The following is a 21833-nucleotide window of genomic DNA, read 5'->3' as shown; positions in this document are numbered from 1 at the left end:
GCCCGCTCCTAGCGTCGGGAGCATGACCGTGCAAACCACACATGACGCCGCGGAGGATCCGCGCAACGACAACCTGACGTATTGGCTCAACGGGCGTCTGGTTCGAGACGACGAGGCCGTCGTGTCGATCTACGATGCTGGCTTCATGCTGGGCGACGGGATCTGGGAGGGCCTGCGTCTTTACGACGGGCGCTGGGCTTTCCTGGATGACCACCTCGACAGGCTCTTCGAGGCGGCCAAGGCCATCGACCTTGAGATCGGGCTGACGCGCGAGAGGATCGTTGCGGCGCTCGAGGAAACCCGGGCCGCCAATGGGATGGAGACCGACGCCCATGCGCGGTTGATGGTCACGCGCGGCCGCAAGGCGCGACCCTTCCAGCATCCGTCCCTGTCACGCTCCGGGCCGACCATTGCGATCATCATGGAACACTCGGTCCCCGCCATCGGGGCGCCTATACGGCTTGCCACGGTGCCGCATATCCGCGGGCTGCCGATGTCGCAGGATCCGAAACTGAACTCGCATTCCAAGCTCAACTGTATTCTGGCCTGCATCGCGGCGGAAAAGGCAGGGGCCGACGAGGCGCTTATGCTCGATGTGCATGGATTCGTGAACACGACCAATGCCTGCAATTTCTTCATCGTGCGCCGGGGCGAGGTTTGGACGTCGACCGGCGATTACTGCATGAACGGGATCACGCGGCGCAAGGTGATCGAGCTGTGCCGCGCGGAGGGGATCCCCGTTTTCGAACGGAACTTCTCGCTCGTCGATACATACGGTGCAGACGAGGCGTTTCTGACCGGCACTTTCGGCGCCCAGACGCCGGTCGGCAGCATTGATGGACGCGTGATCGGGAGCGGGGAGATGGGGCCAGTCACCCAGCTCATACGCGACCTCTATGTGTCACTGATCCAGCGGGAAACGCGATGAAGATCGCCTGTTGGTCCGGCCCGCGCAATATCTCGACGGCGATGATGTATGCCTTCGCGAACAGGGCGGACTTCGGCGCGGTCGACGAGCCCTTCTATGCCGCCTATCTGGCGCGCACCGGCCTGGCACACCCCATGCGGGACGAGATTTTGGCGAGCCAATCGCAGGACCTGGCCGAGGTGATCCGCCAACTTACGGGGCCTGACGAGCGCGTGCATGTCTATCACAAGCACATGGCGCAACACATGCTGCCCGAGATACCGCGCGACTGGTTCGGCGGCATGCGTCACCTGTTCCTCATTCGCCATCCCGCGCGCGTCGTGGACAGCTTCTCGGCCAAGTATGACGCCGTCGGCCTTGGCGATATTGGCTTCGTGCAGCAGGCGGAGCTTTTCGATCAACTTGTCGCCGAAGGCCACGCGCCGGTGGTCGTCGACTCATTGGACGTGCGGGCGGCGCCGGAACTCATGCTGCGCGCCATCTGTGCCGCGCTGGGCCTCGCTTGGGATCCGGCGATGCTTTCTTGGCCGGCGGGACCGAAACCGGTCGACGGGGTCTGGGCGGCGCATTGGTATGGCGTCGTCCACGCGTCGACAGGCTTTGCCGGGCCCGAAGGCCCTCGCCCGCACCTTGAAGAATGGAAAGCCGCGCTCGCGGAAGAGGCTTTGCCCTTCTACGAGCGGTTACGGGACCGGCGACTCGTGGTCTAACCGAGTTCCGCCAGCGTCCGCTCGCAGGGCTTGCCGCCGAAAAACGCCTCCAGCACATCACCAAAGACACCATCCGCCCCCGGGACCTCTCGAAAGAGCGTCATGGAGGATCGCAGCTTCATGGCGTCGACCGCACCGAGGATCTCCTCGGCTGACTTTTCGTCATGCGTCAGCAAGAGCTTCGACATTTCGATCAGGCGGGGACCGAGGGTCGGTTCTTCCAGATAATCGCGGGCTTCTTCGAGGTCGTGCAGGCCAAACAGCTGCGACATGTCGGATTGTCCCAGTGCGGCCAGTTGGGGAAAAACGAACCACATCCAGTGCGTCGTTTTCTTGCCTGCCTCAAGCTCGGACTGCACGTCTTTCCAGACGCCGTCCTGCGCTTCGATGAACATCTCGGCTTCGTCAGGGTCCATGGCTCCTCCTTGCGGGGAGCCTACGCCTCACAGGTCTGAGGACAAGGCGTCAGCCGACAATTTGCGCGAGCTTCATCGCGACCGCCATGTTGCCAGACACCTTGATCTTGCCCAGCGCGAAGGCGGTCATGGGGTTGAGCTTGCCTGCCAAGAGCTTGGCCAGATTCGCTTCGGAGATCTGGATGGTGCAGTCGGCCGGCTCGTCGGACAGTCGCGCGTCGTGGCCGGACAGAACCAGTGTGCCGGCTTCGCCGCAGTCGAACTTGATGGAATTTTCCAAGGGGCGGGTGTCGAGCGCCACGTCCAGGCGGCTGGCTATTTCGGCAAGGGTCATGGCGGCTCCGCTTCGTTTCGCGTGAATTAGAGCCAAGTCCCGACCGCAAACAATGGTTACGTCACGCGAAGGTCAGTCGTCGCAAGAAGCGGCATCGAAAGCGGCCTGTCCCTTAGACTCGACAGGCCGCTTGACGATCACTTCGCCAGCCGGCGTTTCCGCGCAGCAAGGAGCTTGAGTCGCAGGGCGTTGAGCTGGATGAAGCCCGCCGCATCCTTCTGGTCATATGCGCCCGCGTCATCCTCGAACGTCACATGCGCCTCGGAATAAAGCGTGTTTTCCGACCAGCGACCCACACAGGTCACGGACCCCTTGTAGAGCTTGAGTTTCACCGTGCCCGACACGAGCTCCTGCGACTTGTCGATGGCGGCCTGCAGCATCTCGCGTTCCGGCGAGAACCAGAAGCCGTTGTAGATGAGTTCGGCATAGCGCGGCATCAGGCTGTCCTTGAGGTGGCCCGCGCCGGAATCCAGCGTGATCTGTTCGATGCCGCGATGCGCTTCGAGCAGGATCGTGCCGCCGGGCGTTTCATAGATGCCGCGGGATTTCATGCCGACGAAGCGGTTTTCCACGAAGTCGAGGCGACCGATACCATGGACGCGACCCAATTCATTGAGCTGCGTCAGCATCTCGGCGGGCGAAACGGCGGTGCCATTGATCGCGACGGCGTCACCCTTCTCGAAAGTGATCTCGACATACTCGGGAGTGTCGGGCGCGGTTTCGGGATCGTTGGTGCGCTGGAAGACGTAATCGGGGGCCATTTCGGCGGGATCTTCCAGCACCTTGCCTTCGGACGAGGTGTGCAGAAGGTTCGCATCGACCGAGAAGGGCGCCTCGCCCCGTTTGTCCTTGGCGACCGGAATCTGGTTCTGTTCGGCGAATTCGAGCAGCTTCGTGCGCGAGGTCAGGTTCCACAACCGCCAGGGTGCGATCACCTTGATATTGGGGTTGAGCGCATAGCAGGCCAGTTCGAACCGCACCTGATCGTTGCCCTTGCCGGTCGCACCGTGGGCCACGGCGTCGGCACCGGTCATTTCGGCAATCTCGACGAGACGCTTGGAGATCAGCGGGCGCGCGATAGAGGTGCCGAGCAGATACTGGCCTTCGTAGACCGTATTGCCCCGGAACATCGGATTCACGAAGTCGCGGACGAATTCCTCGCGCAGGTCTTCGATGAAGATGTTCTCGGGTTTGATCCCGAGCATGATCGCCTTTTCGCGTGCCGGTTCAAGCTCTTCGCCCTGGCCAAGATCGGCGGTGAAGGTCACGACCTCGCACCCGTATTCGGTCTGGAGCCACTTGAGGATGATCGAGGTGTCGAGGCCACCGGAATAGGCGAGCACGACTTTCTTTGGCGCGGACATCGGCGACTCCTTCGTTCACTGTCCGGCGCGGTTTATAGGGAAGGTTCAATCGGGGCAAGTGAGCCCGCGCGGGGCAGGGTCAGGGCAGATTGGCAAAAGCGGCGCGTGAGGCGTGGTACAGGGCAAAAAGGCCGGCGAGGTCGACCTCTTGTCTGGCGGCCGCGGCGCTTTCCCCCTCCTGACAGGCCCGGGCAAGGTCGGCGAAGCCGATGTTGAGCGCAGCTGACCGGATGAAATGGAGGTCTTCTTCCAGTGACCTGGGATGGGGGGCCGACTGCAGCTTGGCGATCGTTTCATCCACTTCATCCATGAACATGGCGATCACCTCGTCGAAGTCGTCAGGTCCGATTTCTGCCTTCAGATCGGATATCCGGGTCCAGTCGATCATGCTCCGCTCCCTTCGTGCTGCGTGTCTCAGAGATTTACGCCCTTGGGAATTAAGGTGGCCTTAAGCCGGGGGCGGCTAGGAAGGCACCGGGCGCAAGACGTCCGGCTGGTCGAAGGTAACTTGGTGCCCTCAGTGACGGTTCATGACTTGCCTGCCCCGGAGGTCCCGGTCGCCAACGCGATCCGCCGGGTTCTCGTGGTGGATGACAGTCGCGCGCAGCGTCGTTTGACGGCGTCCACCTTGGCGCGGCTCGGATTCGAGGTGATCGAAGCCGCGACGGGGGAAGACGCGCTGTCGATTGCGGCGCGGACGGACGTGGATATGGTCCTGTCCGACTGGATGATGCCGGGGATGGACGGCTTGGAACTCTGCCGCAGGTTCCGGTCGTTGCCGCGCGACCGATATGGATATTTCATCCTCCTCACCTCGAAGAATGACAAGGGGGCGGTCGCGCAGGGGCTCGATGTCGGGGCGGACGACTTCGTGACCAAGCCGGTCAACGGCGAAGAGCTTCGGGCGCGGATCGCCGCCGGCGACCGGATTCTTCGCATGGAGCGGGAACTCAGCGAAAAGAACCGATTGATCAGCGCGACCCTGGAAGAAATCTCGACGCTTTACGACTCCCTCGACCGAGACCTGATCGAAGCGCGCAAGATGCAACAGGCGCTGGTCAGAGACCGGGTGCGGGATTTCGGCGGGGTTAGGGTCTCCTTGATGCTGAAACCGGCTGGACACGTCGGGGGTGACCTTGTGGGCATGTTCGACGCGGGCGCGGGGCACGCCGGTGTCTATGCCATCGACGTGTCGGGCCACGGCGTCGCCTCGGCGCTGCTGACCGCGCGGCTGGCGGGCTATCTGTCTCAGGGCCCGGGTGCGCGGAACCTCGCGCTTGTCGAGGATGGCGACGGAGGATACCGCCCGCGCGCGCCGGCCGAGGTTGCAGCTTTGCTCAACCAGCTCATGCTGTCAGAGGTGAAATCCGACCTCTATTTCACCATGAACCTTGCGCTCGTCGAAATCGCGACAGGGCGGGTCGAAGTTGCGCAATGCGGCCACCCAAACCCGGCGGTGATCGAGCCGGGCGGGCGCGTGCGGTTTCATGGATCAGGCGGGATGCCCATCGGATTGATGTCGGACGCCTCCTACGAGAACTGGACGCTCACCTTGGCGCCCGGGGAGCGGCTGGCGCTTTATTCGGATGGCTTCACCGAATGCCGGAACGCGCAGGGGGACGAGCTGGAAGAAAGCGGCTTCGCCCGGATGCTTGCCAGAAACGCAGCCCTCCTGACCGAAGACCTGTTCGAGGCGCTGATCTGGGATCTGGACGATTTCGCCTCGGGTCAAGCGCTGCCGGATGATCTGTCTTGTGCGGTCATCGACTACCGCGCTGCGGGACCGTCCTGAACCATCGACTACGGTATCACCATCGACAGGAACGCGGCATCGCCGTCGGACCCGACGAGGGACGCGGCCTGACGGACATCGACCATATGCGCGCTGTGACCGGGTTCGGTCGGGTCGCCCAACCGGCGCACCGGTTGCGCGACGTAGACATGGCAAATCTTCTCGGCCCAGAGGTCATACTCGGGCATGTAGGCGTAGCGCTTGTAGATGCCGATCTTGCGCGGCTTGGCGATGCGCCATCCGGTTTCCTCGAATACTTCGCGGTGCAGCGCACCGATCGCCGTTTCACCGGGATCGATGCCGCCGCCCGGCAGCTGGAACTCGGGCTCAGGCTCGCGTTGATGTGTAAGAAGAACGCTGTCGCCCAGCCGCAAAATGGCATATGCGCCGGGCCTCCGACGGTAGACCTGCCCCGCCAATGGTGCCTTACCGAACCGCCGCATCTCGGGTCTCCGTCAGGTTGCTCCTCATCAGGGAAGAGGATATGCCACGCACAAAAACTAAGGAAAACCGCTCATGAGCCTTGGCTCCCAGATCGCATGGGACGATACGGTCCTGCCGTTCCAACTGGATGCGTCCGACATCCGTGGTCGCGTCGTGCGACTCGACGGTGTGCTGGACCGCGTCCTGTCTCAGCACGACTATCCGCCCGCGATCGAAGAACTGGTCGCCGAAGCCGCACTTCTGACCGCGATGATCGGCCAGACCATCAAGCTGCGCTGGAAGCTCTCGCTTCAGGTGCGCGGCAATGGCCCTGCGCGGCTGATCGCGACGGATTACTATGCGCCGAAGTCCGATGGCGAACCCGCGCAGATCCGCGCCTATGCGAGCTATGACGAGGATCGGCTCGACCCCGACGGACGAGGGTTCGACCAGATCGGGAAGGGCTATTTCGCGATCCTGATCGACCAGGGGCGCGGGACGGTTCCCTATTCGGGGCTCACGCCGATCGCGGGCAACAGCCTGTCCGATTGCGCACAGACCTATTTCGCTCAGTCCGAACAGCTGCCGACCCGTTTCATCCTGTCCTTCGCCAAGGCCGCTGAGAACTGGCGGGCTGGCGGCGTGATGCTTCAGCACATGCCGAAAGCGTCGCCCTTCGCGAGTGGCGAAGGTGGTTCTGGTGAGGGCGGGCTTCTCTCGGCCGAGGATATCCTGCCCGACGAGGAAGAGCGTGAAAACTGGAGCCGCGCAAATATCCTGCTCGACAGTGTCACCGCCGATGAGATGATAGGTCCCGCCGTGCAGCCCACCGAACTTCTCGTCCGGCTGTTTCACGAGGAACAGCCGCGTGTTTACGACGCGCAGCCGGTCATGTTCGGATGCACCTGTTCCGAAGACAGGGTCCGCGAAAGCCTGTCGATCTATTCGAAGAAGGACATCGACTACATGACGACGGACGAAGGTATCGTCACGGCGGACTGTCAGTTCTGCGGCGCGCATTACGAACTCGATCCGTCGGGGTTGGGCAAGGATGCCACCGGCACGAATGACTGACCGTCTGTCGGCGCTGGTCCGGGCCTGCGAGGCGGGCTGGGAGCCGAGCGATGCGTCGTCCGATTTCGATCTGAACCCCGATTTCCGGCCTGAGGGTGTCGTCACCCGCGACGCCGGCGTGTTGGTCGCCTTCATGGAGAGCGCGCGTGGTCTCGACCTGATTCTTACCATGCGGTCATCCGCGCTGAAGCATCACCCCGGCCAGATCGCCTTTCCCGGCGGCAAGGTAGACCCCGATGATGACGGCGTGATCGGGGCGGCGCTGCGCGAAGCCCACGAAGAAGTCGGGCTCGATCCGGGCAATGTCGAAGTGCTGGGGACTATGCCATTCCATGAAACGATCACGTCGTTTCGCGTCACCCCCGTCGTCGCGCGCGTCAAGGCGCCTTTCACCTTCAGGGCAGAGCCCGGTGAGGTTGCCGAAGTCTTTCGTGTGCCCTTCGATCACGTGATGAACCCGGCCAATTACATGGTCGAGGGCCGCATGTTCCGGGGCCGGATCCGGCGCTACTACACCGTGCCCTACGGCCCCTATTACATTTGGGGCGCGACGGCGCGAATGCTGCGCGTGCTCGCGGACCGGGTCCAATGACACGCGTCGTCGGGTCATGGATGGAAGGCCCCGCGCAGGAGGTCTGCGAGATGCTGATCCGGGCGGGGTATCAGGCACATTTCGTCGGCGGTTGCGTGCGCAATGCTTTGCTGGGTGTCCCCGTTGCGGATGTGGACATCGCGACGGACGCACGGCCGGAAGTCGTCTCTAACCTTGCGGAAAGGGCCGGATTTCATGCCGTTCCGACTGGTATAGAGCACGGGACCGTCACGGTGGCGGCCAAGGGCAGCGCCTTCGAGATCACAACCTGGCGCCGCGATATCGAAACAGACGGGCGACGAGCCGTCGTGGCCTTTGCAGACCGGCTGGAAGAGGACGCGCGGCGGCGGGACTTTACGATGAATGCCCTCTACGCGACGCCCGAGGGCGACCTCGTGGATCCCCTTGGGGGGCTCGCCGACCTGCGTGCGCGTCACGTCCGCTTCATCGACGACGCAGAGGCGCGGATCCGCGAGGACTACCTTCGTATCCTGCGGTTCTTTCGGTTCCATGCGTGGTACGGCGACCCCGAAGCCGGGATGGACCCTGAGGCGCTCGCAGCGATCGCAACGCTGGCGGAAGGGATCGCCGGATTGTCGCGTGAACGGGTGGGGGCCGAGCTTCTGAAGTTGCTGGCAGCACCGGACCCGGCGCCGTCGGTGGCCGTGATGGAACGCTGTGGGGTTCTGGCCCATGCCTTGTCCGGGGCGGTCGCGCATGTCTTGCCAATTCTGGTCCACTTTGAAGCCCAGCTCGGCCTTGCGCCAGACCCGGTCCGGCGTCTCGCGGCGCTGCGTGGTGATGCGCCTGAAACCGCCTTGCGCCTTTCCCGCGCGGAGGCTCGTAAGCTGGCCGTCCTGAAGCAATGGTCGGGCACGATGGACCGGCCTGAGACGCTTGGATACCGTCTGGGGGTAGAGGATGCTCTTGATGTCATTGCGCTGACTTCGGCATCATTAGGGTCTGATATCCCGCCGAATGCGGCTACAGGCGTCGCACATGGGGCCCATCAGGAACTGCCAGTCAAAGCGAAGGATCTGATGCCTGGGCTGGAGGGTCCCGCCCTTGGTGCGGCGTTGCGGGAGCTGGAGCAAAGGTGGATCGCGTCGGGCTTCACCCTCACGCGAGAGGAGCTGTTGAAATGACCGAACTGACGATCGAAAGACTGGGCCACCAAGGCGACGGAATCGCGAAAGGTCCAGTGTTCGTGCCCCGCACGCTTCCGGGCGAGGTGATCGCGGGCGAGGTCGTCGACGGACGCATCGAAACGCCCGTGATCGTGACGCCGAGTGCGGATCGCGTGAAGCCGCCATGTCCGCACTACCGGATGTGCGGTGGCTGTTCGCTTCAACATGCCAGCGATGCCTTCGTGGAGAACTGGAAGGTTCAGGTTGTCGAAACCGCGCTCGTCGCGCAGGGCATTTCCACCACGGTCCGGGGAATCATGACCTCGCCCGCGAATGCGCGGCGCCGCGCAGTCCTGTCCGGACGGCGCACGAAGAAGGGTGCGCTCGTTGGCTTTCACGCGCCCCGTTCGGACGTGCTGACGCCGGTGCCCGATTGTCGTCTTCTCGCGCCCGGGATCATGGCGGGGCTGCCAGGCTTCGAGGCGCTTGTCATTGCCGGGGGTAGCCGCAAGGGCGAGGTGCGGATCACCGTGTCCGAGAGCGAGGCGGGGCTCGACGTCTGGGTGTCAGGCGGCAAGCCGCTCGACCTCGCGCTCGAGACCGAGCTTGCACGGATTGCGGGCGAGCAGGGCTTCGCGCGGCTTGCCTGGGGCGACGAGGTCATTGCGACTGCCTTGCCGCCGGTGCAACGGTTCGGCCGGGCCGGGGTGGTTGTTCCGCCTGGATCGTTCCTGCAGGCGACCAAGGCCGGAGAGGCCGCGCTCCTGGCGGCCGTGCAGGAGGCTGTTGGCGACGCGAGCCGTGTAATCGACCTCTTCGCCGGTTCGGGAACGTTTTCCCTGCCGCTTGCCGAACGGGCCGAGGTTCATGGGGTCGAGGGCGAACGCGAGATGTTGCGGGCGCTGGAACAGGGCTGGCGGCAAAGTCAGGGGCTCAAACAGGTGACGGTCGAGACGCGCGACCTGTTCCGCAGGCCGCTTCTCGCGGACGAGTTGGCGGCGGATGCCATCGTGATCGACCCGCCGCGCGCGGGGGCGGAAGCACAGGTCGTGGAAGTCGCGAAGAGCCCGGCTCGGCGGATCGCCGCCGTGTCCTGCAATCCGGTGACTTTCGCGCGCGATGCAAAAATATTAACGGATGCGGGTTACAAACTTGACTGGATCGTCGTGGTCGACCAGTTCCGCTGGTCGTCGCATGTGGAGCTTGCAGCGCAATTCTCCCGATGAGTGGCGGTTCGGACACTTCCCGGTTTCCGGGAAATCGGGTAAATAGCGCATTGAAAAGACGACCTCGGGACAGAAGAAGATGATGAACAGGCGTATGATGATGGCTTCGATGGCGGCCTTTGCCGGACTGTCGGCCTGCTCCTCCAAATTCAAGACCTACAACGGCCCTGAAGTGACCGAGATCTTCGTGTTCAAGGAAAACCGGAAGATGTATCTCATGCATCACCGGGAGGCGCTGAAGGAATTCGACTTCGACCTCGGCTTCGCGCCCTACGGACACAAGCAGCAATATGGCGACGGGCGCACTCCCGAAGGCACCTATTACATCGACCGCCGCAACCCGGACAGCGCCTATCACCTCTCGATCGGTGTTTCTTACCCCAACCCGACCGACAGCGCGATCGCGAAGGAATGCGGCGTGCGCGCCGGTGGCGATATCTTCATTCATGGCGGGCCGACGCTGGCCAGCGACAAGGGCAAGAAGGACTGGACTGCCGGCTGTATTGCCGTGCGGAACAAGGAGATCGAGGACATCTATGCGATGGTTCGCAATGGCACGCCCGTCCATATCGTGCCCGCCGCGCAACCGATCGCTCCGCTGCGTCCCGGGGCCCCGAAGCCGCTCGAAGAGGTGAACCCCGAGGTGCTGATCGCCTATGGCCGCCTGCCGGACCCGGCGCTCGCCCCGGTTGCCTTGACGGATGCCTTGCCGGTCGAAACCATCGTGACCAAGGGTGGGCCCGTGGCTCCGGCATCGGTCTATGGGAATTTTTACCCTCTCCATTGAGGGAAAGAGCTAAGACGTAAAAAGGGCGCCTCAGGGCGCCCTTCGCGTTTCATGGATGGGCCGGGCGGATCAGCCGCCCATGACCATCGTCCACCAGATCTTGCCGTTTTCTTCCTGGAACCATGAAAAACCCATGTTCGTGGCACGGCGATCGAGAATGATATCGCGTGTATCGGGTTGCGCCATCCAGGCCGACAGGGTCTCAAGTTCGGTCTCGAAGGTTTCCGAGATGTTTTCGCCCAGCATGATCCCCGAGTATCCCGCACGCGTCACCCGGTCGATGGGGGAGGAGCCGTCGGACCCAAAGTGCCAGGGGCGGTTCTGAACGGCCATGTCGCGGGAATGGGTCGCGGCCGCCGCTGTGAGTTGCGCGTTCAGTTGCACGGGGGCAAGACCCGCTGCAGCCCGCAGCTCGTTCACGCCGTCCACCATGGAATAGGTGATGCGGTTCGTTTCGGCAGCGGACAGCCGGTTCACGGTCGGCATGGGTTTGCCATCCGGCCCCATGCGCATCCCCGCGCCCGAAGAACAGGCGGCCAGCGACAGCGCCGCCCCGGTCACGATAAAAGCCCTGCGATTCATGATAGTCCGTCCATCCCGCACCTTGCGTTCGCGCTCTCCCTAGCGACAAACAGGGAAACTTTCAATTTGCCGCGACCTAAATCCCGCGTGATCCGCCCACCAGCATTTACGACCGGCGACTTCCCGCCATATACATCGCCGTGGCAATCATCGCTCGCAGGTCATGTTCCGATGTCCGATCCCAAGACACCCTTTCTGGACCGTCGCCTGTTCATTGGCGCGGGTGCGGCAGTTGCCGGGACATTCGCCGCGGCGCGGGTGCTGGCCCAGACCGAATCGCCGCCTGCCTCGACCGAGGTCGAACGGGATCTCTCGGAAGTGGTGAGACGCAACATCTCGTCTTTTCGTTCTCTCGACTGGCGGCCGTACTTCGCGTCCACTCGAAACGGCGCGATCTTGGTCGATATCACGTCGCGCGCGCTGCACTTCTGGAACGAGGATCAGTCGGTCTACAAACTCTATCCGACCTCGGTCCCGCTGACCGAGGATCTGACCCGTGTCGGGCGGACCGAAGTAGTGCAGAAGGTCGAGGGTCCGACATGGCGGCCGACCCCGTCCATGAAGGAGAGAAACCCGGAGTGGCCCGACGTCATTCCCGCCGGGCCCGGCAACCCTCTCGGGACCCATGCGCTCTACCTCTCGTGGACCTATTACCGGATCCACGGGACCCATGACACGCGCAAGATCGGGCGGCGTTCGTCCAACGGATGCGTCGGGCTTTACAATGAGCATATTGCCGAGCTTTTCGCCCTGACCAAAGTGGGAACACAGGTGTTGCTAATTTGACAACAAGGGGCACATTCAACCTGTGACCATTGCATTTTTCCAGCGTTCCTGTTTTCTGCGAAGCACGAGGTACAGAACGACCCTTGTTCCGGTGCGCAAGCGCCGGAAGGACAATTGGAGATTGAAATGAAAAAAGTCATGCTTGTTGCAGCCGTTGCTGCTCTCGCCGCCACCGCCGCTCAGGCCGGCACCCTCATCGACCCGATCGTCGAGCCGGAAATCATCGTGGAACAGTCGTCGTCGTCGTCGAACGCCGGCATCATCGTTCCCCTGATCTTCCTCGCCCTCGTGGGCGTGGGCGTGTTCTGCGCGATCAACACCACCATCTGCTAAGGTTCTTTTCGGACACAGTCCGAGACTTACCGAAGACCCCGCCATTCGGCGGGGTCTTTTCTTTTGCAATCGCCGCAATTTCCTGTTTTCTTAGCACTATCTAAAGCAACCAACCTGATCCCGGGGATTCCCGGGGGGACATTGGAGACCTGAAAATGAAAAAAGTCATGCTCGTTGCAGCCGTTGCTGCTCTCGCCGCCACCGCCGCTCAGGCCGGCACCCTCATCGACCCGATCGTCGAGCCGGAAATCATCGTGGAACAGTCGTCGTCGTCGTCGAACGCCGGCATCATCGTTCCCCTGATCTTCCTCGCCCTCGTGGGCGTGGGCGTGTTCTGCGCGATCAACACCACGATCTGCTAAGTCATTCGCCGGTCTACCGGCAGCGAACCCCGCCCTTCCAGGGCGGGGTTTTTTCGTGTCCTGGACCGCCGTAAATGAAAACGCCCGGTCGCTGTGACCGGGCGTCTTGTTTCTGTGAAGCTCGATGGATCAGATCGACTCGTTGATCCAGCTTTGCAGCGCGGCCTTGGGCGCGGCGCCGACCTTGTTGGACACGACCTGACCGTCCTTGAACATGAAGAGCGCAGGAATGCCGCGCACGCCCATCTGGGCCGGCGAATTCGGGTTCTCGTCCACGTTCACCTTGGCGATCTTGACCTTGTCGCCATATTCGACGGCGAGCTCTTCCAGAGCCGGGCCGATCATCTTGCAGGGGCCACACCACTCGGCCCAGAAATCCACCACGACAGGCACGTCGGACTGGAGGACTTCGGCTTCGAAAGTAGCATCGGTGACGGGAACGGTTGCCATGACTGGTCTCCTGAAATGCGGAAGGTTGATCGGAACCTAGGTATCGGCGTCGGCAGCGTCAAGGACACTAAATGCCGCGCTGGCCAGACCAAGGGGAATGTCCATCAGCGTTCCGGTCCGGGTCCAGAGCACCGCCAGCCCAACCTCCCGGTCCGTATAGATTTTCCCCAGAGCCTCTGCATAGGCGCCCATCTGGCGCAGAATGCTGTCGGGAACATCATCGGCACGCGCCGGAACCGCGATGTTGGATTTGAAGTCGATGGCGGTGACGCGGGAGGGGGTCAGAATCAGCCGGTCGATGATACCCACCAACCGGGTGGCCCCGCCCTTGTCGGTGGGCGCGGAGATGCCGACTTCTGCGAGCGCATCGCCGTCGAAGAGATGGGCAAGGTCCGGGTTGTCCAACGTGATCCGCACTTCCGAGACCAGTTCCGCGACCGTTGCGTCGTCGGCCGCATCATCGCCAAAGGCAAGAAGCGCGCGCGCGTGGTGGTCCCACTCGGTTCGCGGATAGGTCGGAAGAAATTCCAGCAGCCGGTGAATCTGTCGACCTCGTCTCTTCGCCGCTTCCTGATCGAGCTGCCCCGGAGTGGCGCTGAACGTCAAAGGCATGTCGCCGCCAAGATCGGAGGGTGACAAGGTCCTTGGTGGCCGGGGCGGTGTCGGTGCATGGGTCGTCATCCAGTCCGGCAATGCCGCCCGGTGGCTCGAAAGTTTCTCGGTCCTGCCGGGTGCGGCCACCGGCCAGTCGCCCGTCTGATAACGAAGCCCGGCACCCGTGGGCATCTGCTGCGTTATGCATGGCATCCCATGCAGACCGTTCATGACGATGTCGTGCCAGCTTTTCCCCGGTTCCTTTCCGGCCTCGCCCGCTCCGGCAACGATCAGCCAGCTTTCGGCCCGGGTCATCGCGACATAGAGCAGGCGCATCTTCTCTTCCGTCTCACGGGACCGGGCGGCATCGAACTCGGCTAGGAGCGACGCGGGCAGTTCCGCCTTGGACGGGCGCCAGATCGTTGTTCCCTCCAGCGGCATGAGTGGCGAAAGATCCATCGGTCGCTTCACGGCGGTATCGGGCAGGATCACGATCGGGGCCTCAAGGCCCTTCGCGCCGTGGACCGTCATCACGCGCATCTCGTTGCGTTGACGGTCCATCTGCCGCTTGATCTCCACCTCGGCGGCCGCAAGCCAGGTGAGGAACCCGGTGAGGCTGGGCACATCGAGTTGTTCATAGGACAGCGCCTGCGCGAGAACGGCGTCGATGCCGTCGACAGCCTCGTGACCAAGCCTGCCGGTCAACAGGCGGCGGCCATCGTGGCGGGTGAGCATCCGGTCGAGCAGGTCGTAAGGACGCAGGAAATCCGCCTGGTCCAGCATGTCCTGCAGGATCGCCTTTGCCGGATGCCCCTCGGAGTTGCGAAGCGCCTGCCAGAGATAGCCTTCGCGCGGCTGTGCTAGCCGGTAGAGGTCGTCCTCCGACCATCCGAAGAGGGGCGAGCGCAGAAGGGCGGCGAGCGACAGGTCGTCCTCTGGCGTGGCCAAGAACGACAGGAGCGCGGTCAGGTCCTTGACCGCCATCTCCGCCCCGATCTTGAGCCGGTCCGCCCCGGCAATAGGAATCCCGTGCGCTTTGCACTGCGCGATGATCGCGCGGAACAGGGCCGAGCGCCCCTGCACCAGAACGAGGATATCGCCGGGTTCGACCGGCCGCGCGCCGTCGGCTGTGGGAAGGCGTTCCTCGTCGATCAACCGGGCGACTTCTTCCGCAATCTTCTTGGCGAGAATTGCGGTGTGATCCTCTGGCGACGGCATGTCGACGGGATCGTGCCAGGGCTTCGGCTTCTCGCTCTCGGCCTTCTCGACCAGCGGCCATAGGTCAACCCGGCCGGGTCTTGTGTCGTGGAAAGCGAGGTGGTGGGGAATGATGTCGCCCAGTCCTGGCTGCTCGGCAAGCACGGAATCGACGACGGACAGAATGGCAGGCGCCGACCGGAAACTGTGTTCGAGCGGCAGTTGCGCGAGCGGTTTCTCGATGGCGGTCAGACGTGAGCCGAACTCCTGCCGGACCCGGGCAAACTCGGCAGGGTCCGCGCCCTGGAAGGAATAGATAGACTGCTTCGGATCGCCGACGACGAAGATGGACCAGTCGCGATTGGCATGAAGCCCCTCGCCGGACATGAATTCGTCCGCGATGCTGCGGATCACGCGCCATTGGTCGGGCGACGTGTCCTGTGCTTCGTCCACCAGGATGTGGTCGATGCCGCCTTCCAGCCGGAAGAGCACCCATTGGGCCACTTCCGACTGCGTGAGGAGCTGCGCCGTCAGGTCGATCAGATCGTCGAAGTCGAGCCAGCCGCGCTGTGCCTTCGCACGCTCGTATTTCGCGACGAAGGCATGGGCGAAGCTGTGAAGCGCGAAGGACCGCCGTGCCACACGCAGGGCCAGCATCGCCTGATGAGCGTCTTCCGCCCGGGCGCAGAGATCCAGAAAGCCACCAGAGGCACCAGCCAGCGCGGTCGTCAGGGCCTTTGCCGACATGTCCTTCAGAACGGTGCCGGTCTTGGTCAGCACCACGGACTGGAACCGGGCCAGGTCTTCGGGCCCGGGCGTGGTGCGGTCGACAAGCCGAAGCTCCGCCGCCCGCTTCTGCATCGTGGCGGACCCCGCCTCCATGGCTTCAATCGCGGCTTCGATCAGGGCGCCGGTTCCGGGTCCGAAGACCTGCCCGACGAGGTCGCTCTCCGCAAGGTCGGGTGCCAGTCCAAGGGCCTGCTTGATGGCGGCCATGTCCGCTGGCTGTCGAAAGGATTTTGCCTTTCCCGCGATGCTTCGGGTCAGCTCCGCAAACTCGGCGCCAGAATGGTGGCGGGCGACGGCCTCGACCAACAATTGCCCGGTGCCGGAGGCCATCTCTTCGAGCACTTCGTCCTGAAGCAGAAGGGCGCTGCGTTCATCCATTTCCTTGAAGTTGGGGTTCACGCCCGCTTCCATCGGGAACCGGCGCAGAATTGCGGCGCAGAAGGCGTGAATGGTCTGGATCTTGAGCCCGCCCGGCGTTTCGATCGCTTGCGCAAAGAGCCGCCGCGCCACGCCCAGATCCTCGGGCATCCCCGCGCCGAGCGACTGGAGTTCCTCGCGCAGCTCCGCATCGCCCATCATGGCCCAGGCGCCCAGGCGTCCGAACAGACGGTTCTGCATCTCGCTCGCGGCGGCCTTGGTGTAGGTCAGGCACAGGATGTTCTGCGGGGGCGCGCCGGCGAGAAGCAGGCGAGCGACCCGGTCGGTCAGCACACGCGTCTTGCCGGAGCCGGCATTCGCCGACAGCCAGGTGTTGGCATCCGGCCGGGCCGCTTCAATCTGGCGGCGGGTCGCGTCGTCCAAAGTCATTCTCCGACCTCTTCCGGCGACGCGGAGTCCGTGTGGCCCCATTCCCCATAGCGCGCGAGGTGGTCATAGGTGCCATCGCGATCATTGGCCGAAAACATCACTCGCCGCGAGACATAGCCTCTCTCCCGCGTTCGGAAAGAGGCGATGAGCGCGTCGAACTCGGATTCGATCCGGGCCAGCGTCGCCGCATCGGCCTCGACCTCGGCGATCTTCGCGGTGGCACCCAGGCCGATATAGGCGACCCGAGCCGTTTCCGCTGACCCAAGGGTCGCGAAGCCGCCTGCATGGGCCACCAGCGCCTCGAGCAGGAGCTGTTTGTCATAGGCGAGCTGTTGGTCCTTGGTCGGAATCTGCCCGGTCTTGTAGTCGTAGAGCGCGACGCGCCCGTCGTTGAGAACGTCGATCCGGTCGGCAAACCCGTAAAGCGTGAAGGGGGGATCGAAGAACGACGCCTCGCCTCTCTGTTCGGTCAGGGTCTCGGCCGCCTGCGACTGCCGCTGCCGTTCGCCTTCGAGGAACCAGTCGACGTTGCGTTCGAGTTTGGCGAGCCACAAGAGCCGCGCCGCGGGCCAGGGGACATTCTGTTCGAAGACCGCCTTGGCGGTTTCCAGAAGGCGCTCTCTGGCGTGCTCCGGCATCTCGTCGGCGGGCGTCTCGCGAATGAACCGCTCGAAGACCTTGTGCAGGATCGTGCCCTTGAGCGGCGCGTCCGGCGTGCGGTGGAGCGGGTCGAGCGCGTGGAGCCTCAAGATTTTTTGCGCATAGATCGCGTAGGGGTCGCGCACCATTTTGCCGATCTGCGTGAAGCTGAGGCGATTGGGGCGCACGTGGACCGGGGGCTTTGGTGCCGGGCGCGTGGCGCGCGGAACGACCCTTTCGGGGGCGTCGAGGTCGTCCACGCGATCAAGCCAGATTTGACCGCGCGCGCGCATCTGGGTCAGTGCATCACGCCCTTCCGGCGACATGCCCTGCATCAGGTTGCTCAGCCGGTTGATCCAGCGGGAGGGAACGGTTTCGGAATCGTCGCTTCGCACAGACCGCGTGAGCAGCACTTTCTTCGCGCCGATAGCTTGTTGGAAATCATGGGCAGAAAGGCCGATGCGCCGCTCAGGCAGGAGGAGCCCGGCGGCGTGCCGCATGGCGCGGTTCATCCAGGGGTCGGGCGAGGGCGCTTCGGGCCAGGTTCCATCGTTGAGCCCGGCGAGGATCACCAGACCGACGCCCTGAACCCGCGCCTCGAGCGTGCCCCAGATCATGATCCCGGGGTGGGATTCGCGCGCCTCCCGGACCTCTCGCCCGTTCAGGACGCCAGTGAAGAGGTCGCGAAATTCGACGGCGTTCATCGTGCCGCCGTAGGGTGCCTGAAGCCGCAGCTCGTCTAAGGTGCTCCGCGCGACACGGCCGGGCTCTTTCTCCCAGAGGCCGCCGCTGCCGTCTGCCGCCGATCCTGCCGCGAGCAACTCGGCGATGCGGACCGTCGCGTCGACGTGATCCAGAAGCGGCCGGTCACCGACGTCGGCAAGCAGGGACAGGACCATTGCGATCCAGTCCGTCCATTTGATCCTGCCGAGATCGGACTCGGCCCAATCGGCCAGGGTCTTCGCATCAGGGAAGGGCATGTCCCGGCGCAGCGCCTTCAGTTCAAGGTCGCGGGTCAGGCGCAGATGCTCGCCCCGGCCTTCACCGCTATGGGTGAGCGGGTGCTTCAGCAGCGTCAGAAGCTCGACCCCGGTGATCTTGCGTCCGCGCAGGTCGGCGACATGGCGAAGGAGCCGGCCGGGGGCGGTCAAGGGCAGGGGCCGCCCCGCGCTGTCATCCGGCACGATGCGCCAGCGGTCGAGCGCCGCTGTCACTTGCCGGGTCAGCGTCCTGTCGGGTGAGATAAGCGCCGCGGGTTCTCCGCGCTCGGCTGCGTCCCGCAGGACGAGGGCAATGGCGGTGGCCTCCTGCCGTGGGGAAGTCGCTTCGAGGAGCGTCAGATTGCGGGTCGCTTCGTCGATACCGCGGAACGCCGGCCCTTCCTTCTGCCAGGAATCCGTGACCGGCGCCGGGCGCAGCGCGAGTGACACAAGCGCGTTGCGCTCTGGCACAGGGGGCTCCATGTCGTGCCAGGGCCGAACATGGGACCACGGCAAACCGAGAGACGTCAACAGCCGACGGAACCGGAATTGCGGGTGATCCTCGGCGGTCAGGGCGTTATCCGCCTTGTCCCACACGTCTTCGGGCAGGTCGAAGTCGAAGCCCGGAAGCACGACAGCACCTTGCGGCAGCCGTGCCACAGCTTGCATGAAGACCGAGGTCGCGCCGCGTGACCCGGTGGAGCCGACAAGGAGGACCGGATCGCGCGGCGGATCGGTTTCCCAATCCCGCACCAGCCGCTCGATCACGCGCCTTTGCCGCCCTTCGGCATCCGGCGGCTCGCCGCTTTCGGCGCCCAGGAAACGCTCGGCCAGATCGAGGAAGGCAAGACTGCGCGCCCAATAGCGCGAGTGGTTCGAGACATCGAGTCGTCGCAGCGCCTCGATGGCCACGCCTTCACCCTGCATCTCGTCCAGCAGGGCCGCGAGGCTCTCGGCGAGCGAAAAGGATGCGTGTTTCGGGGCGAGGTCGGGCTGGCTGTCCAGCAGTTGCGCAATGAGTTCCGCGAGTTCCAGGCGCCGGCGCAGGGGAGACACCGCAGGGGGAATGTCGGCAAAGGCCGCATCGGTCCCAAGGTCCGTCACCAGCCGGATCTTCGGCAGCAATCCGGCGGGACCCTGCGCGAACAGCTCGGTGATCCGGCGACGCATGCGCTGGGTGTTGACGTAAAGTGTCACCCTTGCCATGGCCTCCGGCGGCGCACCGGCAAGCCGGGCGCGCAGGCCGTCCACGATGGCCTGCGGGAAATCGCATCCGGGCGCCTGGGCGAAGAGGCGGGGCAGGTCCGAAGGGTCAAACATTGCGCGCAGTTTTCAACAGGGCTTCCGCCTGCGCAATCCCCTCCGGCCGTCCGACGTCGCACCAGCCGCCGTCATGCAACGTTCCGAAAAGCCGGTCGTTTGCGGCCATGCGGTCCCAGAGCAGGTTGAGGGAAAAGACCGGCTCGGCGATATCGGCCAGCGCGTCGGTCCTGATGATCTGCGCACCGGAATAGACGTATCCCGGACCCCGCGACAGGCGACCGTCCGACGTCATGGTGAAGTCGCCGGTCCCGTTGTGTCCGGTCGCGCGGTCCGGCGGCAGGAGGAGCAGGAGCGCGTCCATCCGGGACGGGTCCCAGGTGGCAGCGAGTTCTTCGAGCGGGTTGCGGCCGGACCAGACGGCGTCGGTGTTGAGCGTGAAGACGGGACCCTCGCCCAGCAAGGGCAACGCCTGTCTGAGCCCGCCGCCGGTCTCGAGGATCTGCTCGTCTTCGAGCGACAGCGCGACGCCCTTCGGGGCAAGATGTGCAGCGAGCTGTTCGGGCAGGTAGTGGAGATTCGCGACCACCCGGTCGATGCCGGCTGCATGGGCGATGTCGAGCGCGTGGTCCACGAGGGGCTTTCCCTCGACTTCGATGAGCGGTTTCGGCACGGCTTGGGTCAGGGACCCCATCCGCGTGCCGAATCCTGCGGCGAAGAGCATCAGCGCGTCGGGATGGTTCCGCATTTCGATTTCAACACTGTCAGGATCTGGGGGGAGGGGGCGGGGAGCGTATCTACGACCGCCTGGCGGAGGGCGCCGAATGCGGGATGCGCCAGGTCGATCATGAGATTGGCCCAGGTGCGCGGGATCAGGTCGACGTAATGCGCCTTGCCATAGTGGAGCGACAGCCGCGCGAAGACGCCGAGGATGCGCAGGTTGCGCTGGGCGGAGACGGCCGCACAGGCACGGGTGAAGTCGTCTGGGTCGGTTTGCGTGGATCGGGCGTAATGCGCGATCATCGCGCTGGTCGTGGCGGGGTCCACATCGCGCCGCGCGTCGCGGGCGAGCGACATGAGATCATAGGCGGGATGGCCGATCCCGGCGTCCTGAAAGTCGAGCAGCCCGACGTTCGCGGGCGCGTCGCGGTCGGGAAGCCAGAGCAGGTTCTCGGCGTGATAGTCCCGCAGGACAAGAACCGGCTGGACCACGGGGAGCGTGGCGAAGGCATCGGCGAGCGTCTCTTGCACCCGCGCCTTGGCGGTGTCGTCCTTCGTGCCGGTCGCGCCGAAAAGGTACCAGTCGTGGGCAAGCCCGGCGAGGGTCGTCATGGTCTCGAAGCCATAATCCGGCGCTTCGGGCAGGGGCGCGGCATGGAGCGCGATGAGCGTGTCGGTGGCGGCCAGATAGAGCGCGCGTTCCCTGGTGGGATCCACCTTCGTCATCGACGCGAAGAGGTCATTGCCAAGGTCTTCGATCAGGAGAAGGCCCAGGGCGTCGTCTTCCGCGTGAATGTGTGGCGCGGAGAGGCCATGGGCCGACAGGTGGCGCGCCATGGTGCAGAAGGGTCTGACATCCTCGCCCAGATCGGGATTGGCGTCCATCAGGATGGCGAGCCGATCCCCGTCACGCAGGCGACGGTATCTGCGGTTGGATGCGTCGCCCGCAAGGTGGGTTTGCGTGGCGTCTGACCAGCCGTGGGTGTCGAGGAAGGCCGTTATGGCCACTTCGCGTTCTGTCATGGGCGCTCACTGCCGAAGGCTTGAAGGATTGTCCGAAGATCGGGCGGCGCACCTGTGATCACAAGGCTCCGTCCGTCGTCACCTGTCGCCGTGAAATTAAGTTGAACGGCATGCTCCGGTGCGAGGTCGCCAAGACGGTCGGGCCATTCGACAAGGCAAAGCGCGGTATCGAATGCGTCGATCAGGCCAAGTTCCTCGATCTCGTCCGGGCTGGTGAGCCGGTAAAGGTCCGCGTGCCAGATCTCGAGGGTGCCCGCGTCGTAGGTCTGGACCAGCGTGAAGGTGGGCGAGGGGATGTCTTCCGGCGGTTTGCCCGCAGCGGCCAGCAAGGTCTGAATGACCGAACGCGCGAAATGGGTTTTTCCGGCGCCGATCGCCCCGGAGAGAAGCAGAACGGTCCCGGGCCGCAGGACTGGCGCCACGGCGTCGGCCAATGCGCGCGTTTCGTCGGGAGACGCGAGGTCGAGCAGGATGTCGGGCGCGTGGGAGATCATGGGTCTCTTGTAACGGCCCGACTCCGGGCGGCAAGCATGATTTC

At 64.1% G+C, this 21833-nt stretch carries 23 protein-coding genes; 11 read left to right on the top strand and 12 right to left on the bottom strand.

Annotated elements, in window-relative coordinates; genetic code table 11:
- The first annotated feature begins 22 nt into the window (after positions 1 to 22).
- Both KJP29_RS18645 and KJP29_RS18640 read left to right on the top strand, forming a co-directional pair.
- Positions 23 to 928 (top strand): D-amino acid aminotransferase, encoded by a 906-nt coding sequence (locus KJP29_RS18645; RefSeq protein WP_218465139.1) that lies wholly within the window; start codon positions 23 to 25, stop codon positions 926 to 928.
- Positions 925 to 1638 (top strand): HAD family hydrolase, encoded by a 714-nt coding sequence (locus KJP29_RS18640; protein ID WP_218465138.1) that lies wholly within the window; start codon positions 925 to 927, stop codon positions 1636 to 1638. The genes KJP29_RS18645 and KJP29_RS18640 overlap by 4 nt, the downstream gene beginning before the upstream one ends.
- On the opposite strand, the gene KJP29_RS18635 is transcribed toward KJP29_RS18640, so the two are convergent.
- The 4 genes from KJP29_RS18635 to KJP29_RS18620 all read right to left on the bottom strand — a co-directional run bounded on the left by KJP29_RS18635 (position 1635) and on the right by KJP29_RS18620 (position 4140).
- Positions 1635 to 2054, bottom strand: a complete 420-nt coding sequence (locus KJP29_RS18635; protein ID WP_218465137.1) for a DUF1810 domain-containing protein — start codon at positions 2052 to 2054, stop codon at positions 1635 to 1637. The two genes, KJP29_RS18640 and KJP29_RS18635, sit on opposite strands and share 4 nt — an antisense overlap.
- Positions 2055 to 2103: 49 nt before the next feature.
- Positions 2104 to 2388: an SCP2 sterol-binding domain-containing protein gene (locus KJP29_RS18630; protein ID WP_218465136.1), complete on the bottom strand. Its 285-nt coding sequence runs from the start codon at positions 2386 to 2388 to the stop codon at positions 2104 to 2106.
- Positions 2389 to 2525: 137 nt separating this feature from the next.
- Positions 2526 to 3752, bottom strand: coding sequence for an argininosuccinate synthase (locus KJP29_RS18625; protein WP_218465135.1), 1227 nt, complete (start codon positions 3750 to 3752; stop codon positions 2526 to 2528).
- A 79-nt stretch (positions 3753 to 3831) separates the two neighbouring features.
- The gene (locus KJP29_RS18620) at positions 3832 to 4140 is read right to left on the bottom strand and encodes an Hpt domain-containing protein (RefSeq protein ID WP_255553753.1); all 309 of its coding nucleotides are present in this window, start codon (positions 4138 to 4140) and stop codon (positions 3832 to 3834) included.
- A 132-nt stretch (positions 4141 to 4272) separates the two neighbouring features.
- Between KJP29_RS18620 and KJP29_RS18615 the strand changes: the two genes are divergently transcribed.
- On the top strand, positions 4273 to 5544 hold the full coding sequence (locus tag KJP29_RS18615; protein WP_370630895.1) for a PP2C family protein-serine/threonine phosphatase: 1272 nt from the start codon (positions 4273 to 4275) through the stop codon (positions 5542 to 5544).
- Between the two features lie 8 nt (positions 5545 to 5552).
- Here the strand turns inward: KJP29_RS18615 and KJP29_RS18610 are convergent, their stop codons facing one another.
- Positions 5553 to 5987 carry an NUDIX domain-containing protein gene (locus tag KJP29_RS18610; protein ID WP_218465132.1) on the bottom strand — a complete coding sequence of 145 codons (435 nt, stop codon included), beginning with the start codon at positions 5985 to 5987 and terminating at the stop codon, positions 5553 to 5555.
- A 73-nt stretch (positions 5988 to 6060) separates the two neighbouring features.
- Here KJP29_RS18610 and KJP29_RS18605 point away from each other — a divergent pair, with 73 nt between their 5' ends.
- The 5 genes from KJP29_RS18605 to KJP29_RS18585 all read left to right on the top strand — a co-directional run bounded on the left by KJP29_RS18605 (position 6061) and on the right by KJP29_RS18585 (position 10773).
- Positions 6061 to 7041 (top strand): Hsp33 family molecular chaperone HslO, encoded by a 981-nt coding sequence (locus tag KJP29_RS18605; protein ID WP_218465131.1) that lies wholly within the window; start codon positions 6061 to 6063, stop codon positions 7039 to 7041.
- Positions 7034 to 7633, top strand: coding sequence for a CoA pyrophosphatase (locus KJP29_RS18600; RefSeq protein ID WP_218465130.1), 600 nt, complete (start codon positions 7034 to 7036; stop codon positions 7631 to 7633). The genes KJP29_RS18605 and KJP29_RS18600 overlap by 8 nt, the downstream gene beginning before the upstream one ends.
- A complete protein-coding gene (locus KJP29_RS18595; protein ID WP_218465129.1) occupies positions 7630 to 8778 on the top strand; it encodes a CCA tRNA nucleotidyltransferase in 1149 nt (382 codons plus the stop codon). The genes KJP29_RS18600 and KJP29_RS18595 overlap by 4 nt, the downstream gene beginning before the upstream one ends.
- Positions 8775 to 9986, top strand: a complete 1212-nt coding sequence (locus tag KJP29_RS18590; RefSeq protein ID WP_218465128.1) for a class I SAM-dependent RNA methyltransferase — start codon at positions 8775 to 8777, stop codon at positions 9984 to 9986. The genes KJP29_RS18595 and KJP29_RS18590 overlap by 4 nt, the downstream gene beginning before the upstream one ends.
- Before the next feature lie 82 nt (positions 9987 to 10068).
- Positions 10069 to 10773, top strand: coding sequence for a L,D-transpeptidase family protein (locus KJP29_RS18585; RefSeq protein WP_218465127.1), 705 nt, complete (start codon positions 10069 to 10071; stop codon positions 10771 to 10773).
- Between the two features lie 69 nt (positions 10774 to 10842).
- On the opposite strand, the gene KJP29_RS18580 is transcribed toward KJP29_RS18585, so the two are convergent.
- Entirely contained in the window at positions 10843 to 11355 is a 513-nt protein-coding gene (locus tag KJP29_RS18580) for a CAP domain-containing protein (protein ID WP_218465126.1), read from the bottom strand.
- A 171-nt stretch (positions 11356 to 11526) separates the two neighbouring features.
- Here KJP29_RS18580 and KJP29_RS18575 point away from each other — a divergent pair, with 171 nt between their 5' ends.
- From KJP29_RS18575 to KJP29_RS18565, 3 genes are all read left to right on the top strand, one after another.
- Positions 11527 to 12141, top strand: coding sequence for a L,D-transpeptidase (locus KJP29_RS18575; protein WP_218465125.1), 615 nt, complete (start codon positions 11527 to 11529; stop codon positions 12139 to 12141).
- Positions 12142 to 12267: 126 nt separating this feature from the next.
- Positions 12268 to 12474, top strand: a complete 207-nt coding sequence (locus KJP29_RS18570) for a hypothetical protein (RefSeq protein WP_218465124.1) — start codon at positions 12268 to 12270, stop codon at positions 12472 to 12474.
- Between the two features lie 155 nt (positions 12475 to 12629).
- Positions 12630 to 12836 (top strand): hypothetical protein, encoded by a 207-nt coding sequence (locus KJP29_RS18565; protein WP_218465124.1) that lies wholly within the window; start codon positions 12630 to 12632, stop codon positions 12834 to 12836.
- A 129-nt stretch (positions 12837 to 12965) separates the two neighbouring features.
- Here the strand turns inward: KJP29_RS18565 and trxA are convergent, their stop codons facing one another.
- The 6 genes from trxA to tsaE are packed head-to-tail and all read right to left on the bottom strand — an operon-like array spanning position 12966 to position 21789.
- Positions 12966 to 13286, bottom strand: a complete 321-nt coding sequence (gene trxA, locus KJP29_RS18560) for a thioredoxin (RefSeq protein ID WP_218465123.1) — start codon at positions 13284 to 13286, stop codon at positions 12966 to 12968.
- 36 nt (positions 13287 to 13322) lie between these two features.
- Positions 13323 to 16673, bottom strand: a complete 3351-nt coding sequence (gene addA / locus KJP29_RS18555) for a double-strand break repair helicase AddA (RefSeq protein WP_218465122.1) — start codon at positions 16671 to 16673, stop codon at positions 13323 to 13325.
- Positions 16670 to 19612 carry a double-strand break repair protein AddB gene (addB, locus tag KJP29_RS18550; RefSeq protein ID WP_218465121.1) on the bottom strand — a complete coding sequence of 981 codons (2943 nt, stop codon included), beginning with the start codon at positions 19610 to 19612 and terminating at the stop codon, positions 16670 to 16672. The genes addA and addB overlap by 4 nt, the downstream gene beginning before the upstream one ends.
- Positions 19605 to 20300, bottom strand: a complete 696-nt coding sequence (locus KJP29_RS18545) for a nucleotidyltransferase family protein (RefSeq protein WP_218465120.1) — start codon at positions 20298 to 20300, stop codon at positions 19605 to 19607. Before KJP29_RS18545 ends, addB begins: the two co-directional genes overlap by 8 nt.
- Complete coding sequence (locus KJP29_RS18540) at positions 20276 to 21295, bottom strand: aminoglycoside phosphotransferase family protein (RefSeq protein WP_218465119.1); 1020 nt, start codon at positions 21293 to 21295, stop codon at positions 20276 to 20278. Before KJP29_RS18540 ends, KJP29_RS18545 begins: the two co-directional genes overlap by 25 nt.
- Positions 21292 to 21789, bottom strand: a complete 498-nt coding sequence (tsaE, locus tag KJP29_RS18535) for a tRNA (adenosine(37)-N6)-threonylcarbamoyltransferase complex ATPase subunit type 1 TsaE (protein WP_218465118.1) — start codon at positions 21787 to 21789, stop codon at positions 21292 to 21294. Before tsaE ends, KJP29_RS18540 begins: the two co-directional genes overlap by 4 nt.
- Positions 21790 to 21833 lie beyond the last annotated feature (44 nt).

Origin of the sequence: Maritimibacter sp. DP1N21-5 (assembly GCF_019218295.1) — a bacterium.
GTDB lineage: Bacteria > Pseudomonadota > Alphaproteobacteria > Rhodobacterales > Rhodobacteraceae > Maritimibacter.
Note: the sequence above shows the minus strand (reverse complement) of the source record. Positions and strands in the feature narration are given on the sequence as shown.

What these genes read in the sequence shown, in the direction of transcription:
- KJP29_RS18645 (WP_218465139.1), top strand. Translation starts at nt 23, where the DNA reads ATGACCGTGCAAACCACACATGACGCCGCGGAGGATCCGCGCAACGAC.
- KJP29_RS18640 (WP_218465138.1), top strand. Translation starts at nt 925, where the DNA reads ATGAAGATCGCCTGTTGGTCCGGCCCGCGCAATATCTCGACGGCGATG.
- KJP29_RS18635 (WP_218465137.1), bottom strand. Translation starts at nt 2,054, where the DNA reads ATGGACCCTGACGAAGCCGAGATGTTCATCGAAGCGCAGGACGGCGTC.
- KJP29_RS18630 (WP_218465136.1), bottom strand. Translation starts at nt 2,388, where the DNA reads ATGACCCTTGCCGAAATAGCCAGCCGCCTGGACGTGGCGCTCGACACC.
- KJP29_RS18625 (WP_218465135.1), bottom strand. Translation starts at nt 3,752, where the DNA reads ATGTCCGCGCCAAAGAAAGTCGTGCTCGCCTATTCCGGTGGCCTCGAC.
- KJP29_RS18620 (WP_255553753.1), bottom strand. Translation starts at nt 4,140, where the DNA reads ATGATCGACTGGACCCGGATATCCGATCTGAAGGCAGAAATCGGACCT.
- KJP29_RS18610 (WP_218465132.1), bottom strand. Translation starts at nt 5,987, where the DNA reads ATGCGGCGGTTCGGTAAGGCACCATTGGCGGGGCAGGTCTACCGTCGG.
- KJP29_RS18605 (WP_218465131.1), top strand. Translation starts at nt 6,061, where the DNA reads ATGAGCCTTGGCTCCCAGATCGCATGGGACGATACGGTCCTGCCGTTC.
- KJP29_RS18600 (WP_218465130.1), top strand. Translation starts at nt 7,034, where the DNA reads ATGACTGACCGTCTGTCGGCGCTGGTCCGGGCCTGCGAGGCGGGCTGG.
- KJP29_RS18595 (WP_218465129.1), top strand. Translation starts at nt 7,630, where the DNA reads ATGACACGCGTCGTCGGGTCATGGATGGAAGGCCCCGCGCAGGAGGTC.
- KJP29_RS18590 (WP_218465128.1), top strand. Translation starts at nt 8,775, where the DNA reads ATGACCGAACTGACGATCGAAAGACTGGGCCACCAAGGCGACGGAATC.
- KJP29_RS18585 (WP_218465127.1), top strand. Translation starts at nt 10,069, where the DNA reads ATGAACAGGCGTATGATGATGGCTTCGATGGCGGCCTTTGCCGGACTG.
- KJP29_RS18580 (WP_218465126.1), bottom strand. Translation starts at nt 11,355, where the DNA reads ATGAATCGCAGGGCTTTTATCGTGACCGGGGCGGCGCTGTCGCTGGCC.
- KJP29_RS18575 (WP_218465125.1), top strand. Translation starts at nt 11,527, where the DNA reads ATGTCCGATCCCAAGACACCCTTTCTGGACCGTCGCCTGTTCATTGGC.
- KJP29_RS18570 (WP_218465124.1), top strand. Translation starts at nt 12,268, where the DNA reads ATGAAAAAAGTCATGCTTGTTGCAGCCGTTGCTGCTCTCGCCGCCACC.
- KJP29_RS18565 (WP_218465124.1), top strand. Translation starts at nt 12,630, where the DNA reads ATGAAAAAAGTCATGCTCGTTGCAGCCGTTGCTGCTCTCGCCGCCACC.
- trxA (WP_218465123.1), bottom strand. Translation starts at nt 13,286, where the DNA reads ATGGCAACCGTTCCCGTCACCGATGCTACTTTCGAAGCCGAAGTCCTC.
- addA (WP_218465122.1), bottom strand. Translation starts at nt 16,673, where the DNA reads ATGACTTTGGACGACGCGACCCGCCGCCAGATTGAAGCGGCCCGGCCG.
- addB (WP_218465121.1), bottom strand. Translation starts at nt 19,612, where the DNA reads ATGTTTGACCCTTCGGACCTGCCCCGCCTCTTCGCCCAGGCGCCCGGA.
- KJP29_RS18545 (WP_218465120.1), bottom strand. Translation starts at nt 20,300, where the DNA reads ATGCGGAACCATCCCGACGCGCTGATGCTCTTCGCCGCAGGATTCGGC.
- KJP29_RS18540 (WP_218465119.1), bottom strand. Translation starts at nt 21,295, where the DNA reads ATGACAGAACGCGAAGTGGCCATAACGGCCTTCCTCGACACCCACGGC.
- tsaE (WP_218465118.1), bottom strand. Translation starts at nt 21,789, where the DNA reads ATGATCTCCCACGCGCCCGACATCCTGCTCGACCTCGCGTCTCCCGAC.